General features: G+C 73.6%; 18 protein-coding genes. 5 read left to right on the top strand and 13 right to left on the bottom strand.

Features of this window, described 5'->3' with window-relative positions; translation table 11 throughout:
- Positions 1-129: 129 nt before the first annotated feature.
- Positions 130-1614 (bottom strand): DNA-binding protein NsdB, encoded by a 1485-nt coding sequence (locus GBN72_RS23600; RefSeq protein WP_151773900.1) that lies wholly within the window; start codon positions 1612-1614, stop codon positions 130-132.
- Between the two features lie 228 nt (positions 1615-1842).
- Here GBN72_RS23600 and GBN72_RS23595 point away from each other — a divergent pair, with 228 nt between their 5' ends.
- Positions 1843-2970, top strand: coding sequence for an aminoglycoside phosphotransferase family protein (locus GBN72_RS23595; protein WP_151773899.1), 1128 nt, complete (start codon positions 1843-1845; stop codon positions 2968-2970).
- A 185-nt stretch (positions 2971-3155) separates the two neighbouring features.
- The gene (locus tag GBN72_RS23590; protein ID WP_151773898.1) at positions 3156-5153 is read left to right on the top strand and encodes an N-acetylmuramoyl-L-alanine amidase; all 1998 of its coding nucleotides are present in this window, start codon (positions 3156-3158) and stop codon (positions 5151-5153) included.
- Positions 5154-5228: 75 nt separating this feature from the next.
- Here the strand turns inward: GBN72_RS23590 and GBN72_RS23585 are convergent, their stop codons facing one another.
- The 6 genes from GBN72_RS23585 to GBN72_RS23560 all read right to left on the bottom strand — a co-directional run bounded on the left by GBN72_RS23585 (position 5229) and on the right by GBN72_RS23560 (position 9463).
- Positions 5229-5726, bottom strand: coding sequence for a hypothetical protein (locus tag GBN72_RS23585; protein ID WP_151773897.1), 498 nt, complete (start codon positions 5724-5726; stop codon positions 5229-5231).
- Between the two features lie 45 nt (positions 5727-5771).
- The gene (locus GBN72_RS23580; protein ID WP_151773896.1) at positions 5772-6704 is read right to left on the bottom strand and encodes a universal stress protein; all 933 of its coding nucleotides are present in this window, start codon (positions 6702-6704) and stop codon (positions 5772-5774) included.
- Positions 6705-6887: 183 nt separating this feature from the next.
- Complete coding sequence (locus tag GBN72_RS23575) at positions 6888-7133, bottom strand: DUF397 domain-containing protein (protein ID WP_151773895.1); 246 nt, start codon at positions 7131-7133, stop codon at positions 6888-6890.
- A gap of 72 nt (positions 7134-7205) precedes the next feature.
- A complete protein-coding gene (locus GBN72_RS23570; RefSeq protein WP_151773894.1) occupies positions 7206-8729 on the bottom strand; it encodes an acyl-CoA synthetase in 1524 nt (507 codons plus the stop codon).
- Between the two features lie 124 nt (positions 8730-8853).
- Positions 8854-9045: a DUF2795 domain-containing protein gene (locus GBN72_RS23565; protein ID WP_151773893.1), complete on the bottom strand. Its 192-nt coding sequence runs from the start codon at positions 9043-9045 to the stop codon at positions 8854-8856.
- Between the two features lie 43 nt (positions 9046-9088).
- Positions 9089-9463, bottom strand: a complete 375-nt coding sequence (locus GBN72_RS23560; RefSeq protein WP_151773892.1) for a four-helix bundle copper-binding protein — start codon at positions 9461-9463, stop codon at positions 9089-9091.
- A gap of 89 nt (positions 9464-9552) precedes the next feature.
- On the opposite strand from GBN72_RS23560, the gene GBN72_RS23555 reads away from it, so the two are divergent.
- The 3 genes from GBN72_RS23555 to GBN72_RS23545 are packed head-to-tail and all read left to right on the top strand — an operon-like array spanning position 9553 to position 10784.
- Entirely contained in the window at positions 9553-9972 is a 420-nt protein-coding gene (locus GBN72_RS23555; protein WP_151774182.1) for a ChaB family protein, read from the top strand.
- A gap of 40 nt (positions 9973-10012) precedes the next feature.
- A complete protein-coding gene (locus GBN72_RS23550; RefSeq protein WP_151773891.1) occupies positions 10013-10378 on the top strand; it encodes a DUF6479 family protein in 366 nt (121 codons plus the stop codon).
- 55 nt (positions 10379-10433) lie between these two features.
- On the top strand, positions 10434-10784 hold the full coding sequence (locus GBN72_RS23545) for a DUF8129 domain-containing protein (RefSeq protein WP_151773890.1): 351 nt from the start codon (positions 10434-10436) through the stop codon (positions 10782-10784).
- A 76-nt stretch (positions 10785-10860) separates the two neighbouring features.
- On the opposite strand, the gene GBN72_RS23540 is transcribed toward GBN72_RS23545, so the two are convergent.
- The 6 genes from GBN72_RS23540 to GBN72_RS23520 all read right to left on the bottom strand — a co-directional run bounded on the left by GBN72_RS23540 (position 10861) and on the right by GBN72_RS23520 (position 16147).
- Entirely contained in the window at positions 10861-12183 is a 1323-nt protein-coding gene (locus tag GBN72_RS23540) for an MFS transporter (RefSeq protein WP_151773889.1), read from the bottom strand.
- A gap of 62 nt (positions 12184-12245) precedes the next feature.
- Positions 12246-12962, bottom strand: a complete 717-nt coding sequence (locus tag GBN72_RS23535; RefSeq protein WP_151774181.1) for a leucine-rich repeat domain-containing protein — start codon at positions 12960-12962, stop codon at positions 12246-12248.
- Positions 12963-12967: 5 nt separating this feature from the next.
- On the bottom strand, positions 12968-13525 hold the full coding sequence (locus tag GBN72_RS34290) for a hypothetical protein (RefSeq protein ID WP_164540821.1): 558 nt from the start codon (positions 13523-13525) through the stop codon (positions 12968-12970).
- Between the two features lie 203 nt (positions 13526-13728).
- Positions 13729-14121 (bottom strand): YunG family protein, encoded by a 393-nt coding sequence (locus GBN72_RS23530; protein WP_151773888.1) that lies wholly within the window; start codon positions 14119-14121, stop codon positions 13729-13731.
- Between the two features lie 82 nt (positions 14122-14203).
- Positions 14204-14587 carry a PPOX class F420-dependent oxidoreductase gene (locus tag GBN72_RS23525; RefSeq protein ID WP_151773887.1) on the bottom strand — a complete coding sequence of 128 codons (384 nt, stop codon included), beginning with the start codon at positions 14585-14587 and terminating at the stop codon, positions 14204-14206.
- Positions 14588-14605: 18 nt separating this feature from the next.
- Positions 14606-16147: an AMP-binding protein gene (locus GBN72_RS23520; protein ID WP_151773886.1), complete on the bottom strand. Its 1542-nt coding sequence runs from the start codon at positions 16145-16147 to the stop codon at positions 14606-14608.
- Between the last annotated feature and the right edge of the window lie 406 nt (positions 16148-16553).

Raw genomic sequence — 16553 nt, 5'->3', positions numbered from 1 at the left:
GCCGCCCCCGAGGGGGCGCCCGTCGGCCGTCAGGCCGGGCACACCTCACCACGACGTCAGGGCGGCCGTCCGCCACCGCCGCGCACAGGGATGCGAGCGATCCGCCTCGACGGCGGAGCCCCACCCCTTTCACACCGCCGCGCCGCTCCCCGGCCGCTTGGGCTTGGGCAGGGCGAGCTGGATCTCCTCGCGCAGTTCCTCGATCTTCGGGTAACTCGCGTACTGGCCCGTCAGGCGGTACATCTGCCGGAGCCGGTCCCAGGTACGGTGCGAGGAGTTGCTGCCCATCGACAGCAGCGCCAGGCGGGCGTAGCGGTCGGCCTGCTCGGGGTCGTCGGCGATGAAGCAGGCCGACGCCATGGAAAGCCAGTCGAAGATCTTGGACCGCTCCCGGCCGTTCTCCCGGAGGTGGAGCGCCTGCTTGGCGTGGTTCTGCGCCAGGGCCGCCGCCGACGGATCGTGCTCGGCGAGGGTGCGGTAGGCGAGCGCCTCCATGCCGTGCAGGTCGGCCTCGTCGAACAGCTGCATCCAGCTGGGCGGGGAGACGTCCCCCTTGTCGGAGACGAAGAGGTCCTCCGCCTGCCCCAGCGTGCGGCGCATGGCCTGGCTCTTGCCCATGGCCGCCTGCGCCCACGCCTCGATGGTGTGGAGCATCGCCCTGGTCCGCGGCAGTACCTCCTCCCCGGCGCCGGACTTGGCGAGCTTCATCAGGTCCAGGGCGTCGTCGGGACGGCCCAGATGGACCATCTGCCGCGCGGCCCGGGAGAGCGCCTCGCCGGCCCGGGGCCGGTCCCCGCCCTCACGCGCGGCGTGTGCCGCGATGACGAAGTACTTCTGGGCCGTGGGCTCCAGGCCCACGTCGTGCGACATCCACCCGGCCAGCACCGCCAGGTTGGCGGCCACGCCCCACAGACGCCGCTGGAGGTGGTCGGGGTGACGGTAGGCGAGCATGCCGCCCACCTCGTTCAACTGGCCGACCACCGCCTTGCGTTGGAGGCCTCCGCCGCGGGAGGCGTCCCAGGCCCGGAACACCTCGACGGAGCGCTCCAGCTCCTCGACCTCCTCGGAGCCCACCGGGGCCGCCTCGTATCGGTCGAACCCTGCCGGGTCCGCGTGCGGGAGTTCGTCGGTACGCGTGGCGTCGGCCGCGAGGGCCGGGTCCGCGTTCAGCCACTGATGCATGGCGCTGTGCAGCGCCGATCCTGCGGTGAGCGCGACGCCCGCGCCCACCAAGCCGCGTCGGTTGAGCATGAGGTCCATTCCCGTGAATTCGGTGAGGACCGCAGCCGTCCGCTCGGGCGCCCACGGCAGTCCGTCGGGGTTCTCCTCGCCGCGCTGCCGTTTCCCCGTTCGCCCTTGCCGGACCAGTCCGAGATCCTCGATGGTCACGACACGGCCGAGACGCTCGGTGAACAGCTCCGCCAGCACCCTGGGCACCGGATCGCGCGGGATCTCCCCCATGTCGATCCAACGCCGCACCCGGGAGGTGTCGGTCGCCAGCTGCGGATGGCCCATGGCCGCCGCCTGCCGGTTGACCAGCCTCGCGAGTTCGCCCTTGGTCCAGCCGGCCAGGCCGAACAGGTCCGATAGGCGGGTGTTGGGTTGTCCGCTCACGTCAAGCCCCCAGGTTCTCGGCTGACTTGACACTAACGCGGGCCAAAGTGCCAAGCGACTATTCGCCAGGGTTCGCCAGGGGTCGCCAGTTGTCAGCCACGCCCCCGCGTGATGTGGAGTAGAAGTGCGCCATCCCGCCCCGGTCACGGGGGCTCTCCCCAGGGTGCCCTCCGGGGCCGGGGCGGATGGCGCGGTAACTCTTCCGGCACACGAAGGGATCCGTCTCCCATGTACGCAGTGTCGTCCTCCGTGTCCGCCCCGCTCCGGCCGCAGACCCGCCCGGGCGTCGGTCCCTTCCTCGATCCGACCCGCCCCGCGGTGCAGCCACCGGGCCCGAGGCTGCGGCGGATGCCCCCTCAAGGGGCCGGGACGCTCAGCGGACGGCTCGACCTGTCCGGTCCGCAGGGAGCGCAGCTGCGGACCGCCATCGCCTCCGTCCACCGGATCTGCCCCGAGTTCGCGCCCGTGCAGGTCCTGCGGCGCACCGGCCGGTCCGTGCTGCTGGTGGGGGCGATGGGACGGAACAACGCCGTGGCCAAGGTTTTACTGGACGACTCGCCGGCCTGGGCCGAGCGCATCCGGCACGAAATAGCTGCCTACCGGTCCTTCGTCCGGCATCGGCCCCCCGTCAGGGTGCCGCGGCTGATCGCGGCGGACCCGGACAACTGCACGCTGGTCATCGAGCGCGTGCCGGGGCGGGCCGCGGCGCTCCACCGGCACCCCGTGGAGGCTCCGCCGCGGGCCGACATCCGGGCGGCGCTGGGCGCGATCTGCCGGCTCAACGCCTGGCGCCCTCCGGCGGGCACCTTCTCCGCGCCCCTGGACTACGCGGCGCGGATCAACCGGTACCACGCGCTGGGGCTGCTCACCGACAGGGACCTGGGGGACCTGCAGAAGCTGCTGCACGGCATCGCGCACTCGTCGGGCAGGCAGGGGATGGGGCAGTTCTGTCACGGTGACGCGCTGCTCTCCAACATCCTCGTCACACCGACCGGTCCGGTGCTGGTGGACTGGGAGCACGCGGGCTGGTACCTGCCGGGGTACGACCTGGCGACGCTCTGGTCGGTGCTGGGAGACGCACCGGACGTGCGGCGGCAGATCAGTCAGCTCGCCCAGTCCCAGGGGCCGGCCGCCCGGGACGCCTTCCTGGTCAACCTGATGCTGATCCTGACCCGGGAGATCCGCACCTACGAGACAGCGGTGCAGCGCACGATGCAGGACGTCGCGCCGGCACCGGTGGCCGCTCCGGCCGGGGCGATCCCGACGGGAGAGGAGCAGCGGCTGCTGCTGCGGCGGTTGCACGACGACGCGCAGATGGCGCGTCGGGCGGTGCGGGCGGCGGTCGGCACGCGCTGACCGTTCCCCCGGCCCCGCCCCATCACCCCCTCGCCTCAGGGCCCGGTCCTCCCGGGCCCTGAGGCGTTTCCGGACGGCCCAACTTACTTGCATGCACGCGTCATTGACGGGGCGGCGGGATACCGATATCCCTGACGCACGCCCCATCTGCCCCACGCGCGCCCAGCCGTCCCCGGGAGGATGCATTGCGAGGAACCGTCACCGCCCCCACTCCCCCGCCGGGGGCCGGGCGCCCGTTGCGCAGACGCGCCGCGGGCGCCGTCGCCGCGGCCGCCCTGATGCTTCCCCTGCTGGGCGCCGCGCCCGGTGACCCGGCGGGCGGCGGTCCGCTGGGTGAGGCGTTCACCCGGGCCGCCGCCGAGTACGACGTGCCGCGGAGCGTGCTGCTCGGCGTGTCGTACCTGGAGTCCCGGTGGGACGCGCACGCCGGTCTGCCCAGCGTCGCCGGCGGTTACGGCCCAATGCACCTGACCGATCTGTCCTCCGCCCTGGCCGAGGCTCCGCACCACAGCCACGGCGAGGAGGATCCGCGGGGCGACGAGGCCCGGCCGATGGCGGTCCCGGAGGCGGGGCCGGCCGGGGCGCCGGAGGTTCCCGAGGCGTCGGAGCTCCCGGCGCACCTGCGCACCCTGGGGGCGGCGTCCGCGCTGACCGGTCTGCCCGCCGAGGAGCTGCGCACCGACCCGGCGGCCAATGTGGAGGGCGGTGCGGCCCTGCTGGCACGGACCCAGCGCGAGCTGGGGCAGCCGCTGAGCGAGAATCCGGCCGACTGGTACGCGGCGATCGCCCGCTACTCCGGTGCGGACGACAGCGCCACGGCCGCGATGTTCGCCCAGGACGTGTTCTCGGTGATCGCGGCCGGCCAGGAGCGGGTGACCGACACCGGCGAGCGGATCGTGCTGGCGGCGGATCCGCGGGCGGAGGCGGACCCGGCGCAGCTGGAGCGGGCCGGGCTGCGCGAGCTCGACCAGGACGGCACCGAGTGCCCGCCGACCCTGGCCTGCGAGTGGATCCCGGCGCCGTACGAGCACCTGGGCGGCGACGATCCGGGCAACTACGGCAACCACGACCTGGCGGACCGCCCCGCGGACCAGTCGGTGGACTACATCGTGGTGCACTCCACCGAGGCGACCTGGGACACCACCCTGATGCTGGTGCAGCGCCCGAGCTACCTGGCGTGGCACTACTCCATCCGTTCCTCCGACGGCCACGTCGCCCAGCACGTCAAGGCCCGTGACGTCGGCTGGCACGCCGGCAACTGGTACGTGAACGCGCACTCGATCGGCGTCGAGCAGGAGGCGTTCCTGGCCCAGCCGGACGCCTGGTTCACGGAGTCGCTGTACCGCTCGTCGGCCCGCCTGGTGAAGTACCTGGCGAAGCGGCACGACGTGCCGCTGGACCGGCAGCACATCCTCAGCCATGACGCGATCCCCGGCGTGACCCCGGCCAACATTCCCGGCATGCACACCGACCCCGGGCCCTACTGGGACTGGGCGCACTACTTCCAGCTGATGGGGGCGCCGTTCCACCGGAACGCCAACCCGCACGGCGACGTGGTGACCGTCCGCCCGGACTACGCGTCCCACCAGCCCGTCTACACCGGCTGCGTGAGCGCCGGGGTGGCCTGCGCGCCGCACGGCTCCAGCGAGGTGCGGCTGTACGCGGCGCCGTCCGAGGACGCCGCGCTGGTGAAGGACCTCGGCCTGTACCCGAAGAACGAGGGCCGGACCACGATCGGGGTCAACGACGTCGGCGCCCGTGCCTCGACCGGCCAGCAGTTCGTGGTCGCGGAACGGGCCGGGGACTGGACGGCGATCTGGTACCTGGGGCAGAAGGCCTGGTTCCGCAACCCCGCGGACCGGCCGGCCGCGGTGCCGACGAAGGGCCTGGTGGTGACGCCGAAGGCGGGGCGTGAGTCCGTGCCGGTGTACGGGCGGGCGTACCCGGAGGCGTCGGCCTATCCGCCGGGGGTCCCGGTGCAGTCGCTGGCTCCGCTGCCGTACCGGTTCGAGGCCGGGCAGCGGTACGTGGCCGGCGACCGGTTCCACCCGGAGTACTTCTGGAACACGACGTTCGGCGGCAGGGGCACCGTGGTGCGCGGTCAGGAGGACTACTACCAGATCCAGCTGGGTCACCGGGTGGCCTTCGTGAAGGCCTCCGACGTGGACGTCGTCAGGTCCTGATCCGCGGGAGGACACGCGATGGGGCCGGACCACCGAGGTGGTCCGGCCCCGTCGCGTGTGCCGGGTCGCGCCGATTCAGCCCTGGCGGAAGAGTTCGGCGGGCAGCGGCTTGAGGAGCGCGTAGAGGTCCTCGGTGATCGGGCGGTCCCAGGAGGCGATGGTGACCAGCACGTTGTCGCTGCGGTCGAACTGGACGCAGGAGATCCGGTTCTCGGAGAGCTTGAGGCGGCGGACCACCAGCAGGTTGTCGCCCTGGAGCACCGGCACGTCCTCGGCGCCGGTGACGGTGACCTCCTCGTCGTTCTCCAGCGCCAGCAGCAGCTGTGCGACCTCGAACGGCACCTCACCCTCGGGGACGTCGCGGGCCGGCGAGCCCTCGGGGAGGTTGCCGATGATCATCGCGGGGCCGCGGTTGCCGAACAGGTCGTAGCGGAGGAAGACACCCTGGCAGCTGCCGTCGGGGGCGGGGAGCAGGCCGGCGCCGAGGTTGCCGGGCCAGTCGCCCGGGTCCATGGCCAGGACGTCGAAGTCGGGCCCGGCGGGCGTGGCGCTGCGGCGGCGGAGGAACGACATGCCGCCATGGTACGTGGCCCGCCGGGCTTCACGGTGTGCGGGCGTTCACTCCCCGGCGGGCCCGGTGCCGTCGGTGTCGCCGGCGTCGCCGTGCGGGTGCGGGGCGACCACGGCCACCGGGGCGGCGGCGTGCAGCAGCACCGCCTGGGTGACGGAGCCGACCATCCGGGTCGGCACCAGCAGCCGCCGCTGATGGCGGCCGACGACGACCAGCTCGGCGTCCTTGGAGTGGGCGACGAGCCGGCCGGCCGCGTCGCCGCCCTCCACCGCGATCTCGACGGCGACGCGGGGGTGGCGTTCCCGCAGGGGGGCGAGCCTTTCCCCGGCGAGCTCCCGGGTCTCGGCGGCGACGTCGGCCTCGTCGATCATCGGCAGCGTGAACTCCCCGGGCACGGCCCAGATCTGCGGGGGCCACGGGTAGGCGCACACGGCCTGGACCCGCACCCGGCGCATCTCGGCCTCGGCGAAGGCGAACTCCAGGGCGGCGTCGCCGGCGTGGTCGACGCCGAGGCCGACGACGACGCGGGGGCCGGTGGAGGCGCCGGCGAGGTCGTCCGGGACCTGGCGGGCGCTCCGGGGGACGACCACCACGGGGCAGTGGGAGTCGCGGGCGACGGCGATGCTGGTGGATCCGAGCAGCAGGCTGGCGAAGCCGCCGCGGCCGCGGGAGCCGACCACCAGGAGGGAGCCCTCGGTGCTGAGCTCGGCCAGCACGGTGCCGGGCGCGCCGACCCTGCTCAGGTACTCGACGTCCGGCCGGGCGCCTCCGCCCGCCTCGATCCGGGCGCGCACCTGGTCGAGCACGGGGTCGTCGGCGGTGCCGACCGCGACGAACTCGGGAGGCGCCCAGGCCGGGTACTGGCGCACGTGCACCACGCGCACGGGCGCGCCCCGCATCAACGCCGTCCGCACCGCCCAGTCCAGGGAGCGCAGGCTGTCTTCCGATCCGTCGACCGCCGCGATGACCGGCAGGGTCATGGGGTTCCTCACCTCCGGAGTTCGGCATTCCGCTTGTTCCCGCCCAGCCTCGCCCAGGGGGCGGGCCGGTGCGGGAAGCGGTGGCCGAGTGTCCCCAAATCGGGGAGGAAACCCTCGCGCGGCCCCGTCGGGGCGTCGCCGCGGGGCGCGGCCGGCTCAGTGAGGTGGCTCAGGCGAGGTGGCTCAGGTGAGGTCGAACTCGCCCTTGCGGGCGTCGGAGACGAAGGCGCCCCACTCGTCCGGGGTGAAGATCAGGGACGGGCTTTCCGGGCTGTGGCTGTTGCGCATCGCGACGAACCCCTCGACGAAGGCGATCTGGACGTCGCCGCGGCCGCGGCTGCTGGAGCGCCACTCGGCGCCGCTGAGGTCCAGGTGGTCCGGCTTGTCCCAGCCGGTGCGCCGCTGCTGCTGGGTGGTGCTCTCGGCCACGGACGTGCTCCTCCCGTTGACGGTCGGCGGCCAGCCTACCGACCGGTCGGGCCCGCCGACAGGCCCCGTGCTTCACGCCCCGGCGGTGGTGCCGAACCGGTCGCGCAGTTCGCGCTTGAGGATCTTCCCGCTGGCGTTGCGCGGCAGCCCGTCGACGAAGACGACGCGCTTGGGTGCCTTGAAGGAGGCCAGCCGCTCCTTGGCGTGGGCGACGAGTTCCTCCTCGGTGACCTCCCCCCGCCGCACCACGAACGCGGTGACCGCCTCGATCCAGCGTTCGTCGGGCAGGCCGACCACGGCGGTCTCGGCGACCTCGGGGTGGGTGTAGAGCGCGTCCTCGACCTGGCGCGAGGCGACCAGCACACCACCGGAGTTGATCACGTCCTTCACCCGGTCGACGATGGTGTGGTAGCCGTCGGCGTCGCGGACGGCGAGGTCGCCGGAGTGGAACCAGCCGTCGCGGAAGGCCTCCTGGGTCTCCTCGGGCTTCTCCCAGTAGCCCTCGCACAGCTGCGGGGAGCGGTAGACGATCTCGCCGGGGGTGCCGTCGGGGACGTCCTTGCCGTTCTCGTCGACGACCCGGGCCTCGACGAAGAGGACCGGGCGGCCGCAGGAGTCCATCCGGCCCTCGTGCTCGTCGGGTCCGAGCACCATGGCGAGCGGCCCGATCTCGCTCTGGCCGAAGCAGTTGTGGAAGGCGAGGTCCGGCAGGTGTTCGCGCAGCCTGTCCAGGACGGGCACGGGCATGATGGAGGCGCCGTAGAAGGCCTTGCGCAGCGAACTCAGGTCGCGCGTCGCGAAGTCGGGGCGGTTGGCGAGGGCGATCCACACGGTGGGCGGCGCGAACACGCTGTCGGCGCGGCCGGTTTCGACGAGGTCGAGGAGGCGGTCGCCGTCGGGTGCGTCGAGGATGGTGTTCCGCGCGCCCACCGCGAGGTAGGGCAGCAGGAAGACGTGCATCTGCGCCGAGTGGTAGAGCGGCAGCGCGTGCACCGGCCGGTCGTCGGCGCTCAGGCCGAGCGCGGTGACGGCGCTCACGTACTCGTGGACCAGGGCACGGTGCGTCATCATGGCGCCCTTGGGGAGCGCGGTGGTGCCCGAGGTGTAGAGCAGTTGCGCCAGGTCCTCGGCGTCCGGTCCCGGTCCGTCGAAGGGGACGGCGGAGGCGAGGCGGGCGAGCAGGGAGTCCTCGGCGTCGCGCAGGGCGAGGGTGCGCACGCCCTGCGGGAGGCGGCCGGCGACGGCGGGGTCGGCGAGCACCAGTGTGCTGCCGGACTGGCCGATCAGGTACGTCAGGTCGTCGCCGGTGAGGTTCTGGTTGACCGGCACGTGGACCAGGCCGGCACGGGCGCAGGCGAGGTAACCGATCAGGTAGGCGTCGGAGTTGTGGCCGTAGGAGGCCACCCGGTCGCCGGGTTCCAGGCCCTCGGAGCGCAGCACGGCGGCGGCGCGTGAGACGGCGTCGTCGAGTTCGGCGTAGGTCCACGACCGGTCCGCGTAGTCGACCGCGACCCGGCCGGGGGTGCGGCGCGCGCTGCGGCGCAGCACGGCGTCGACGGTACTGGCGTTGCCGTTGCCGGCGGCGGTCGGTCTCATGGCGCCGATCCTGCGTCCGCCTCGCGGCGCAGGTCAAGACGTCTGCCGGTGCGGTTCCGTCGCGGGAGGGAACCGCACCGGCGAGGTGGGGCCGGCGGTGCGGCCCGTGAACCGTGCGTGTGGGTCAGCCCTTGAACACCGCCTTCTGCACCTCGTTGGGGCCGTCGAAGCTGTCCTGGCGGAGGTTCTCGAGCTTCTCGACGAGCTTGCCGTCGGCGTGGTTGCTGCGGGCGCGCTCGACCAGGGACTTCTTGTCCGTGGGGTAGTCCATGCCGCTGAGCGCCTTCTGCAGTTCGATCGGGTTCGGGCCGGCCATGGTCGTGCCTCCTCGGGGGCGGTGCGGGGGGACGGGGGCTGCGCTACGCGGCGAGCGTCGCGAGGAACTCGGTGCAGGCCTCGGCGCAGCGGCGGCACGACTTGGCCGCCTCCTCCGCTCCGGGGCAGGCGTCGAAGACCTCCGCACACTCCAGGCACACGGTGCGGCACCATTCCACCTGCATCCGCAGCCCGGCTTCGTCCAGTCCGGTCTGTTCGGACAGCACCCGGCAGGTCGCGTCGCACACCTCGGCGCACATGATGCCCTTGCGCCGGGCCCGGTCCTGCGCCTCGGTGCCGTCCGGGTCCATGAATCCGGCGCGCAGGGCGCAGGCTCTCGCACATTCGGTGCAGGCCTGCGCGCAGGCGAACCGGTCCTCCAGGAACCGGTACAGCTCATCCTGGGATGCGCTCGTCACGGGGGCCGAGTTGCCCCGTCCGGCGGTGTCAAACGCCTGCTCCCGGGCACCCGGCGTCGGGAGGCCGACGGACGGAAGGGGTGATCCGATTGCCCGGCCGCGAGGAACTGCCGTCCACCCTGGAGCGCTCCTCCGAGGAGGCGCGCCGCACCTGGATCAAGGCGCACGACTCGGCTGTCGACCAGTACGGCGAGGGCGAGCGAGCCCATCGGGTGGCGTACGGCGCGCTGAAGCACACGCACGAGAAGGTCGGCGACCACTGGGAGCGCAAGGAGGGCGGCCGCAAGGGGCCGTCCGACCCGCGGTCGGCCCGGCCCCGGCAGCAGGGCGGCCGCAGCGGGGAGGGCGTGGACGAGGACGCCTCCCGGCAGCACCTGTACGAGCTGGCCCGGCGGCTGGACGTCACCGGCCGGTCGCGGATGTCCAGATCGCAGCTGCTGGACGCGATCCGCAAGGCCAACCGCTCGCGGACCCGAGCCGCCCGTGAGGACGACCAGGGCATGAACTGATCATCGGTTCATATCAACCGGTTAGGGGTAGATGCATACCATGAGCTATGAATGGGTGGATTTCGCCCTGGAAGAAGGACAGATCGGCGGGCTCGCTCCGTTCATCCTCGGTGCGATCGTGGCGGCCGCGCTGATCGGCGCGGTGTTCTTCGGCTGGCGGGTGCGTCAGCGGGAGCCGCGCAGGCCGACGCCGCAGGAGCAGCCCAAGATGCCGCCGGGCGGTCCGGTGCGTGAGGACCGGACGACCCGGGACACCGACGACGTGCCGAAGCAGGACCACGACCGCCTCACGCCGTACCAGCTCGACCCCCAGGGAACCCTGCCGACCGAGGAGGAGCCGCCGCGCCCGCGATGGAACGAGGGCAGCAGCGGAGGCTTCGGCAGCGGAGGCGGCGGCCACCGCTGACCGGTGGGCCGCGGCCGCCGCACGATCCGACGCATCTCGCAGGAAGTGAGTGACCATGTCCCATCCCCGCCGCGACGACCTGCCGCTCCCGGACTACGACCAGTTGCCGCTCGGCTCGCTGGAGAGCCGGGTCCGCTCGCTGACCTCCGACCAGGTGGAGACGCTCCTGGAGCACGAGAAGGACCACGGGCGCCGGGTGCCGGCCACCCAGGTCCTCTCCGCCCGCCTGGACCAGCTGCGCAACGGCGCCGAGCCGACCGCGGGCGATCCGTCGGGGCTCCGCCCGGAACAGGGTCACGCGGCGGGTGGGTCCCCGGTGTCGCCGAGGACGTCCGCTCAGCCGCACAACCCGCCGCCGCACGGCACCCCCGACCAGCGGGGCAAGCCGAAGGGCGACCGGTTCTGATCGGCTCGTACCCCCTCACGAAGGGCCCCGGGCGGGTGCCGCCCGGGGCCCTTCGGCATGTCCGTGCCTGGCCCCTTCAGGCGGGTTCCGCCAGGTCACGCCCGTCGTCGGGGGCCGGGACCGCCTTGCCGCGGTCTCGGGCCCGGGCCACGAGACCGAGGGCCGCGGCGGCGGCGACCAGGGCGAGGGTGGCCGCGCCGGACGAGGCGAGCACGGCGCGGGGGCCGAAGGCGGCGGTGAGGGGGCCGCCGAGGGCGGTGCCCAGCGGGGAGGAGGCGAGCAGCGCGGCACCGCGCACCGCGAGCACGGTGGTCAGCCATTCCTCGGGGGTGCGGTCCTGGAACAGGGTGAAGGACAGCGCGGTGAACGGGCCGTAGATCAGGCCGCCGAGGGCGAAACAGGCGACGGTGACGGAGGGCGGCGCGCCGAAACCGAAGGGGAGCAGGACGGCTCCCCAGCCGGCGACGATGCCGAGCGCCGCCGGCCACAGCGGCAGTCGCCGCAGCATCCCGGCGGCGAGCCCGCCGAGGACGGCTCCCACGCTGAACAGCGTCCAGTAGAGGCCTAGCAGCGCGGAGCCCTGGCGCAGGTCCTCGGTGACGTGCAGCGGCAGGGCCACCTCGACCGGGCCGTAGAGGAAGAAGAAGAACCAGGTGAGGGCCAGGATGCCCAGCAGTTCGGGCCGCTGCCGGAAGAGGGCGAGGGCGGCGGAGGAGGTGCCGGCCGTGCCGCCCGCCGGGTCGGCGGCGGCATCCGGCCGCTCGGCGGCGCCGGGGCGGACGCGGGCGGCGCCGACGGCGAGGACGGCGAAGGTGAGGGCGTCGAGGCCGACGATCCAGGCGGGGCTCACCACGGTGATCAGCGCCCCGGCGAGGGCGGGCCCGAACACCATCGCCGCCGAGGCGCTCGAGCTGACCAGGGCGTTGGCGGCGAGCCGGCGCTCGGGCGGCAGGAGGGAGGCGAGCAGCGCGTACTTGCCGGCACTGCCCCACGCGTGCAGCAGTGAGGAGGCGGCCAGCAGGATCACGTACAGCCAGGGGGTCAGCACGCCGAGGGCCCAGGCCAGCGGCACGCAGGCGAGCATGACGGCCCGCAGCGCGGCGTCGGTGAGCAGCAGCCGGCGGGCGGGGAAGCGCCGCATCCACCGCCCCAGCAGCAGCGCCCCGACGGCGCCCGGCAGCGCGTACGCGGCGACCGCGGCCCCGACGTACAGGCCGGGGCTCTCCTGCGGGGCCAGCAGCACGGCGAGCCACGGCACGGTCACGACGGCCGTCCCGTCGCCGAAGTCGGAGGCGACGAACGCGGGCAGCAGGCGCCGGAACGGGCGGTGCGCGAACAGGGGACGGTAGGCCGGGGGGAGCTTGGGGAGCCTGGTCCGGCCGGTTCTGGGTGCGGTCACCGGGACAGCTTCACGCCTGGAGTCCGCCGGAAGTCAACGGGGGTGGGGGCCCCGGAGCGTGTTCACGCCACCACCACGCATCCGCGCCGCTCGAGGGCGAGGGCCACCGGGTCGTCCGCGGGGTCGACGGCGAGGTCGTTCCACCGCAGGTCGAGCTTCTCCAGGGAGGGCATGTCCGAAAGCCACGGCGGCAGCCCGCGGATCCGGTTGCCCCGCAGGTCGAGGACGCGCAGCAGGGGCAGTCCGGCGAGTTGGCCGGGGACCTCGGGGAGCAGGTTGTCGCGGAGTTCGAGGTGGCGCAGTGCGCGGAGGTGGGAGAAGGAGTCCGGGAGGCGGGTGAGGCGATTGCCCTTGAGCCACAGTTCCCGGAGGCGGCCGAGGTCTCCGATCCGCTCGGGGAGATTCGTCAACTCGTTGTGCTGGGAGCGCAGTTCGACCAGGGAGGCCAGCCGGGTGAGGGTGTCGGGGAGCGCGGTGAGGCGGTTGTCGCCGACGTTGAGGAGCCGCAGTCGCGTGAGCGAGCCGAGTTCGTCCGGCAGCCGGGTCAGCCGGTTGTCGTGGAGGTAGAGGCAGCCGGTGAGGCCGGTCAGGGCGCCGATCTCGGGCGGCAGTCCGGTGAGCGCGTTGTGGCCGAGGTCGAGGGTGGTGAGCCGCCGGAGCCGGCCGACCGCGGGCGACAGGGCGGTCAGGTCGTTGTCGGCGAGGATCAGCACGCGCAGTTCACGCCGGTCCCAGACGGACTCCGGGACGGCGCCGAGGTGCCGGCGCCAGAGGTCCAGGACGCTCAGAGCCGCTCCTCGAGGTGGCGTTCGAGCTGGCCGATCAGATCGTCGGCCGCGCCCAGGGAAACGCTGCGGTCGGTGACGACGGCGTGGCCGTCGTGCTCCAGTGCGTAGACGAACATGTCGCGGGCGTCCTCGTCGACGCTGCGGGGCGGGAGCGCGGCGAAGTCGATCTTCTTCAGCAGGGTCTTCAGCCGGTCGCGGTCGGCACCGGAGAGGGGGTCGGCCTCCCAGTAGCCCTTCTTCCGTTCGCTGACCTCGACCGTGCCGTCGGTGGACGCGAGGATGGAGCGGTGGACGCCGGCGATGCCGCCGGTGACGGTGAGGCGGACGCTCTCGGGCTGGTCCGTCGGCGTCGCGCTCGCCCCGCCATGCTCCCCGGGCCCCTGCGGCGGCCCGGAGCCCTCCGTCGACGGCCGGCCCTGCCCCGGCGAGCGGGCCGGACCGTCCGGCTGGGACGCCTCCACCGATCCGCAGGCGGCGAGCAGCAGGCACGCGGCGGCCAGCAGAGCCGGGCCGCCCCCTCGTTTCCGGTACGGCATCTCCGACTGCCTCCGCATCCCGGCTCCCTCCGCTCCACGCGGTCCTGGTCTCACACGGTAGCCGCCCCGCCGTCCCCCGGCTCCCGAACGGCGCGGTCGTGCGCGAAGAGCGCCCCGTGGGACCGGAGCGGCCGGCCGGGGGCCCGCGGGGACGGCGGGAGGGCGGTGGAGCGGTCCGGCAGGCACCGGGCACGGGCCCGCCAGCTCCACGGGCGGCGGCGTCAGGCCGGGCCGGCGACGCCGAGCTTGCGCAGCACGCGGGCGCGCAGGAGTTCGTACTCCTCCCGGCAGCGGCGGATCTCGGCGGGGCGGACGATCACCTGGCCTCCGGTGACGGTCTCCTCGGGGCCGAACTGCTCCCGGGTGAGGTCGATCTCGACCCCGGCGCCGAGACGGTTCCACCAGTGGTAGTCGGTCCACCTGCCGTCGACATGGACCTCCCCGCGGACCAGGTCGCCGCCGAGGAGGTCGTGCAGGACCAGCGCCGTGACGCCGCACTGGTCGCGGGCCGGGTTGTCGGGGCGCCAGCGCGGCCGGTACTCGGGGGTGCAGGTCTCGGCGCTCCAGCCGGCGCGGATCGCCTGCTCGATGTCGGTCAGCAGCAAGGGGCTCATGGCGACGATCCTGCCGCACGGCACCGACACGGCGGGGCCGGCGGCAGCGGGGCCGGACGGCTCCGCCGCCGCCGGAGCGGTCTCAGTCGGCCGGGGTGATCAGAACCGCCACCGTGGAGGTGTGGCCGCCGCGCAGCCGGCTGCCGAGCAGGGTCAGGCGGCCGGACAGACCGTACTTGCGGATGATGCCCCGGCGGACGCGCGCCACGTCCTCGGGCGTGCCGAGCCGTGCGCGGGCCTCCACGGCCTCGCCCTTGAGGTTGCCCCGGAAGTCGCAGGGGGCCACCGTCACCCGCCCGTCGCGGCGTATCCGCTTGACCTTGCCGCTGTCCACGCGGGTCCAGACGGCCAGCGTGCCCTCACCGTCCGGCACCACCCAGACGGGGGTGGCGACCGCCCGGCCGTCCTTGCGGAACGTCGTCACCGATACGTACGGGGCGGTGGCCAGGGCGTCGAGAGTACTCATGTCCCGCAGGCTACCGGGTCAGTTGACGCCGCGGTCGGATTCGCGCCAGTAGGGCTGCCGCAGCTTGAACTTCTGGATCTTCCCGGTGGCGGTGCGCGGGATGGAGTCGCGGAACTCCACACTGGTCGGCGCCTTGTAGCCGGCCATCCGCTCCTTGCAGTGCGCGATGATCTCGTCCTCGCCGGGCTCGGCGCCCTCGGCCGGCACCACCAGCGCCTTGACCGTCTCGCCCCACCGCTCGTGCGGCACGCCGATCACCGCCACCTCGGCGACCGCGGGATGGCTGAAGATCACGTCCTCGACCTCGATCGACGAGACGTTCTCGCCGCCGGTGATGATGACGTCCTTCTTGCGGTCGGAGATGGTGAGGTGGCCGTCGTCGGGGTCGAGGGTGCCGCCGTCACCGGTGCGGAACCAGCCGTCGCCGAGCGCGTCCGCGGTGGCCTCCGGCTTCTCCCAGTAGCCCTCCATCACGGTGTTGGAGCGGGCCAGCACCTCGCCGGACTCGGAGATCTTCAGCCGGGTGCCCAGGGTGGGCAGGCCCGCGCGGGACAGCCGGTGGGCGCGCCGCTCCGCGGGCAGGGCGTCGTCGCGGGGCAGGGAGCGGTTGAAGGTGAGCAGCGGAGCGGTCTCGGTGAGGCCGTAGATCTGCAGGAACTCCCAGCCGAGTTCCTCGCCCACCCGCTGGATGGTGCGGCTGGGCGGCGGCGCGCCCGCGCAGACGATGCGCACCCGGCCACGGCCGGGGATCTCGCCCTCCCGGTCGGCGGCGGCGTCCAGCACCGCGTTCCAGACGGCCGGGGCTCCGCACATCAGGGTGACGCCGTGCCGCTCGACGCGGCGCAGGATCTCCGCGCCGTCGACCTTGCGGAGGACGATCTGCGGCACGCCGAGGCCCGCCATGAGGAACGGCATTCCCCAGCCGTTGCAGTGGAACATGGGGAGCACGTGGAGGTAGACGTCGCGTTCCCAGGCCCGTGTGTGCAGGCCGAAGGTGACCGCGTCCACCCAGATGTTGCGATGGGTGAGCTGGACGCCCTTGGGGCGCGCGGTGGTGCCGGAGGTGTAGTTGACGGTGGCGGTGGCGTCCTCGTCGGGCCGGGACCAGGGCCGCGGTTCGACCCCGAACCGCATCAGCGCACGGTCGGTCTCCTCACCGAGGACGAAGCGGTGGCGTGCGGTCACCCCGCTGAGGGCGGCGTCCAGTTCGGGGTCGACGAGGAGCACCGAGGCTCCGCTCTGGCCGACGATGTAGTCGACCTCCTCCGGCCTCAGGCGGAAGTTGACCGGAACGCAGATCCGCCCGCTCATCGGCACGGCGAAGAGCAGTTCCAGCAGCCGGGCCGAGTTGTGGCTGACCACGGCGATCCGCTCACCCTCCGCCACGCCGAGGGCGTCGAACCCCGCCTGCCAGGCGCGGACCCGCTCGGCGAAGCGGCCGTAGGTGCTCTCCGGGACGGGCAGGGCGGGCTGATCCGGCTCGTCCACCACTCCGGGGCCGCCGGCGAAGCCGGCCTCCGCCCGGTCGAGGAAGTCCGCGATGGTCATTGGCACCCGCATCGTTCTCGCTCCTCCGTACGGTGGACCGGCGGCCGGTCGGGCCGGCCGGATCGGCGATGGTTCCGACATCCCATCACCCCGGCAGCCGGAGGTGAACCCTCCGGCGCCCGGCGCGGCGGAGCGGAGACCGTACGGGGAAGGAGACGGGGCGAGGGCCGCCGAGGGGACGCGGGCGTCCGCGGGCGACGCGAGCGGGGGCCGGACGGACCCGCGCCCCGGTCCGGCCCCCGCCGCCCGTCCGGCGCGTGAGCAGCGACGACAGCGGTTCCGCGCCGACGGCCGTGGGCCGACCCGTCGTCAGGTCCGCCCGGCCGCGAGGGGGTTCAGCATACGTACAGCGGTCCCCGCCCGGTCAACGACCACCACTTGATGTGCACGCGCCAGCACAGGCATATTGGTACGGACC

Source organism: Streptomyces abyssomicinicus, from assembly GCF_008974245.1.
Taxonomy (GTDB): Bacteria; Actinomycetota; Actinomycetes; order Streptomycetales; family Streptomycetaceae; genus Streptomyces; species Streptomyces abyssomicinicus.
Note: the sequence above shows the minus strand (reverse complement) of the source record. Positions and strands in the feature narration are given on the sequence as shown.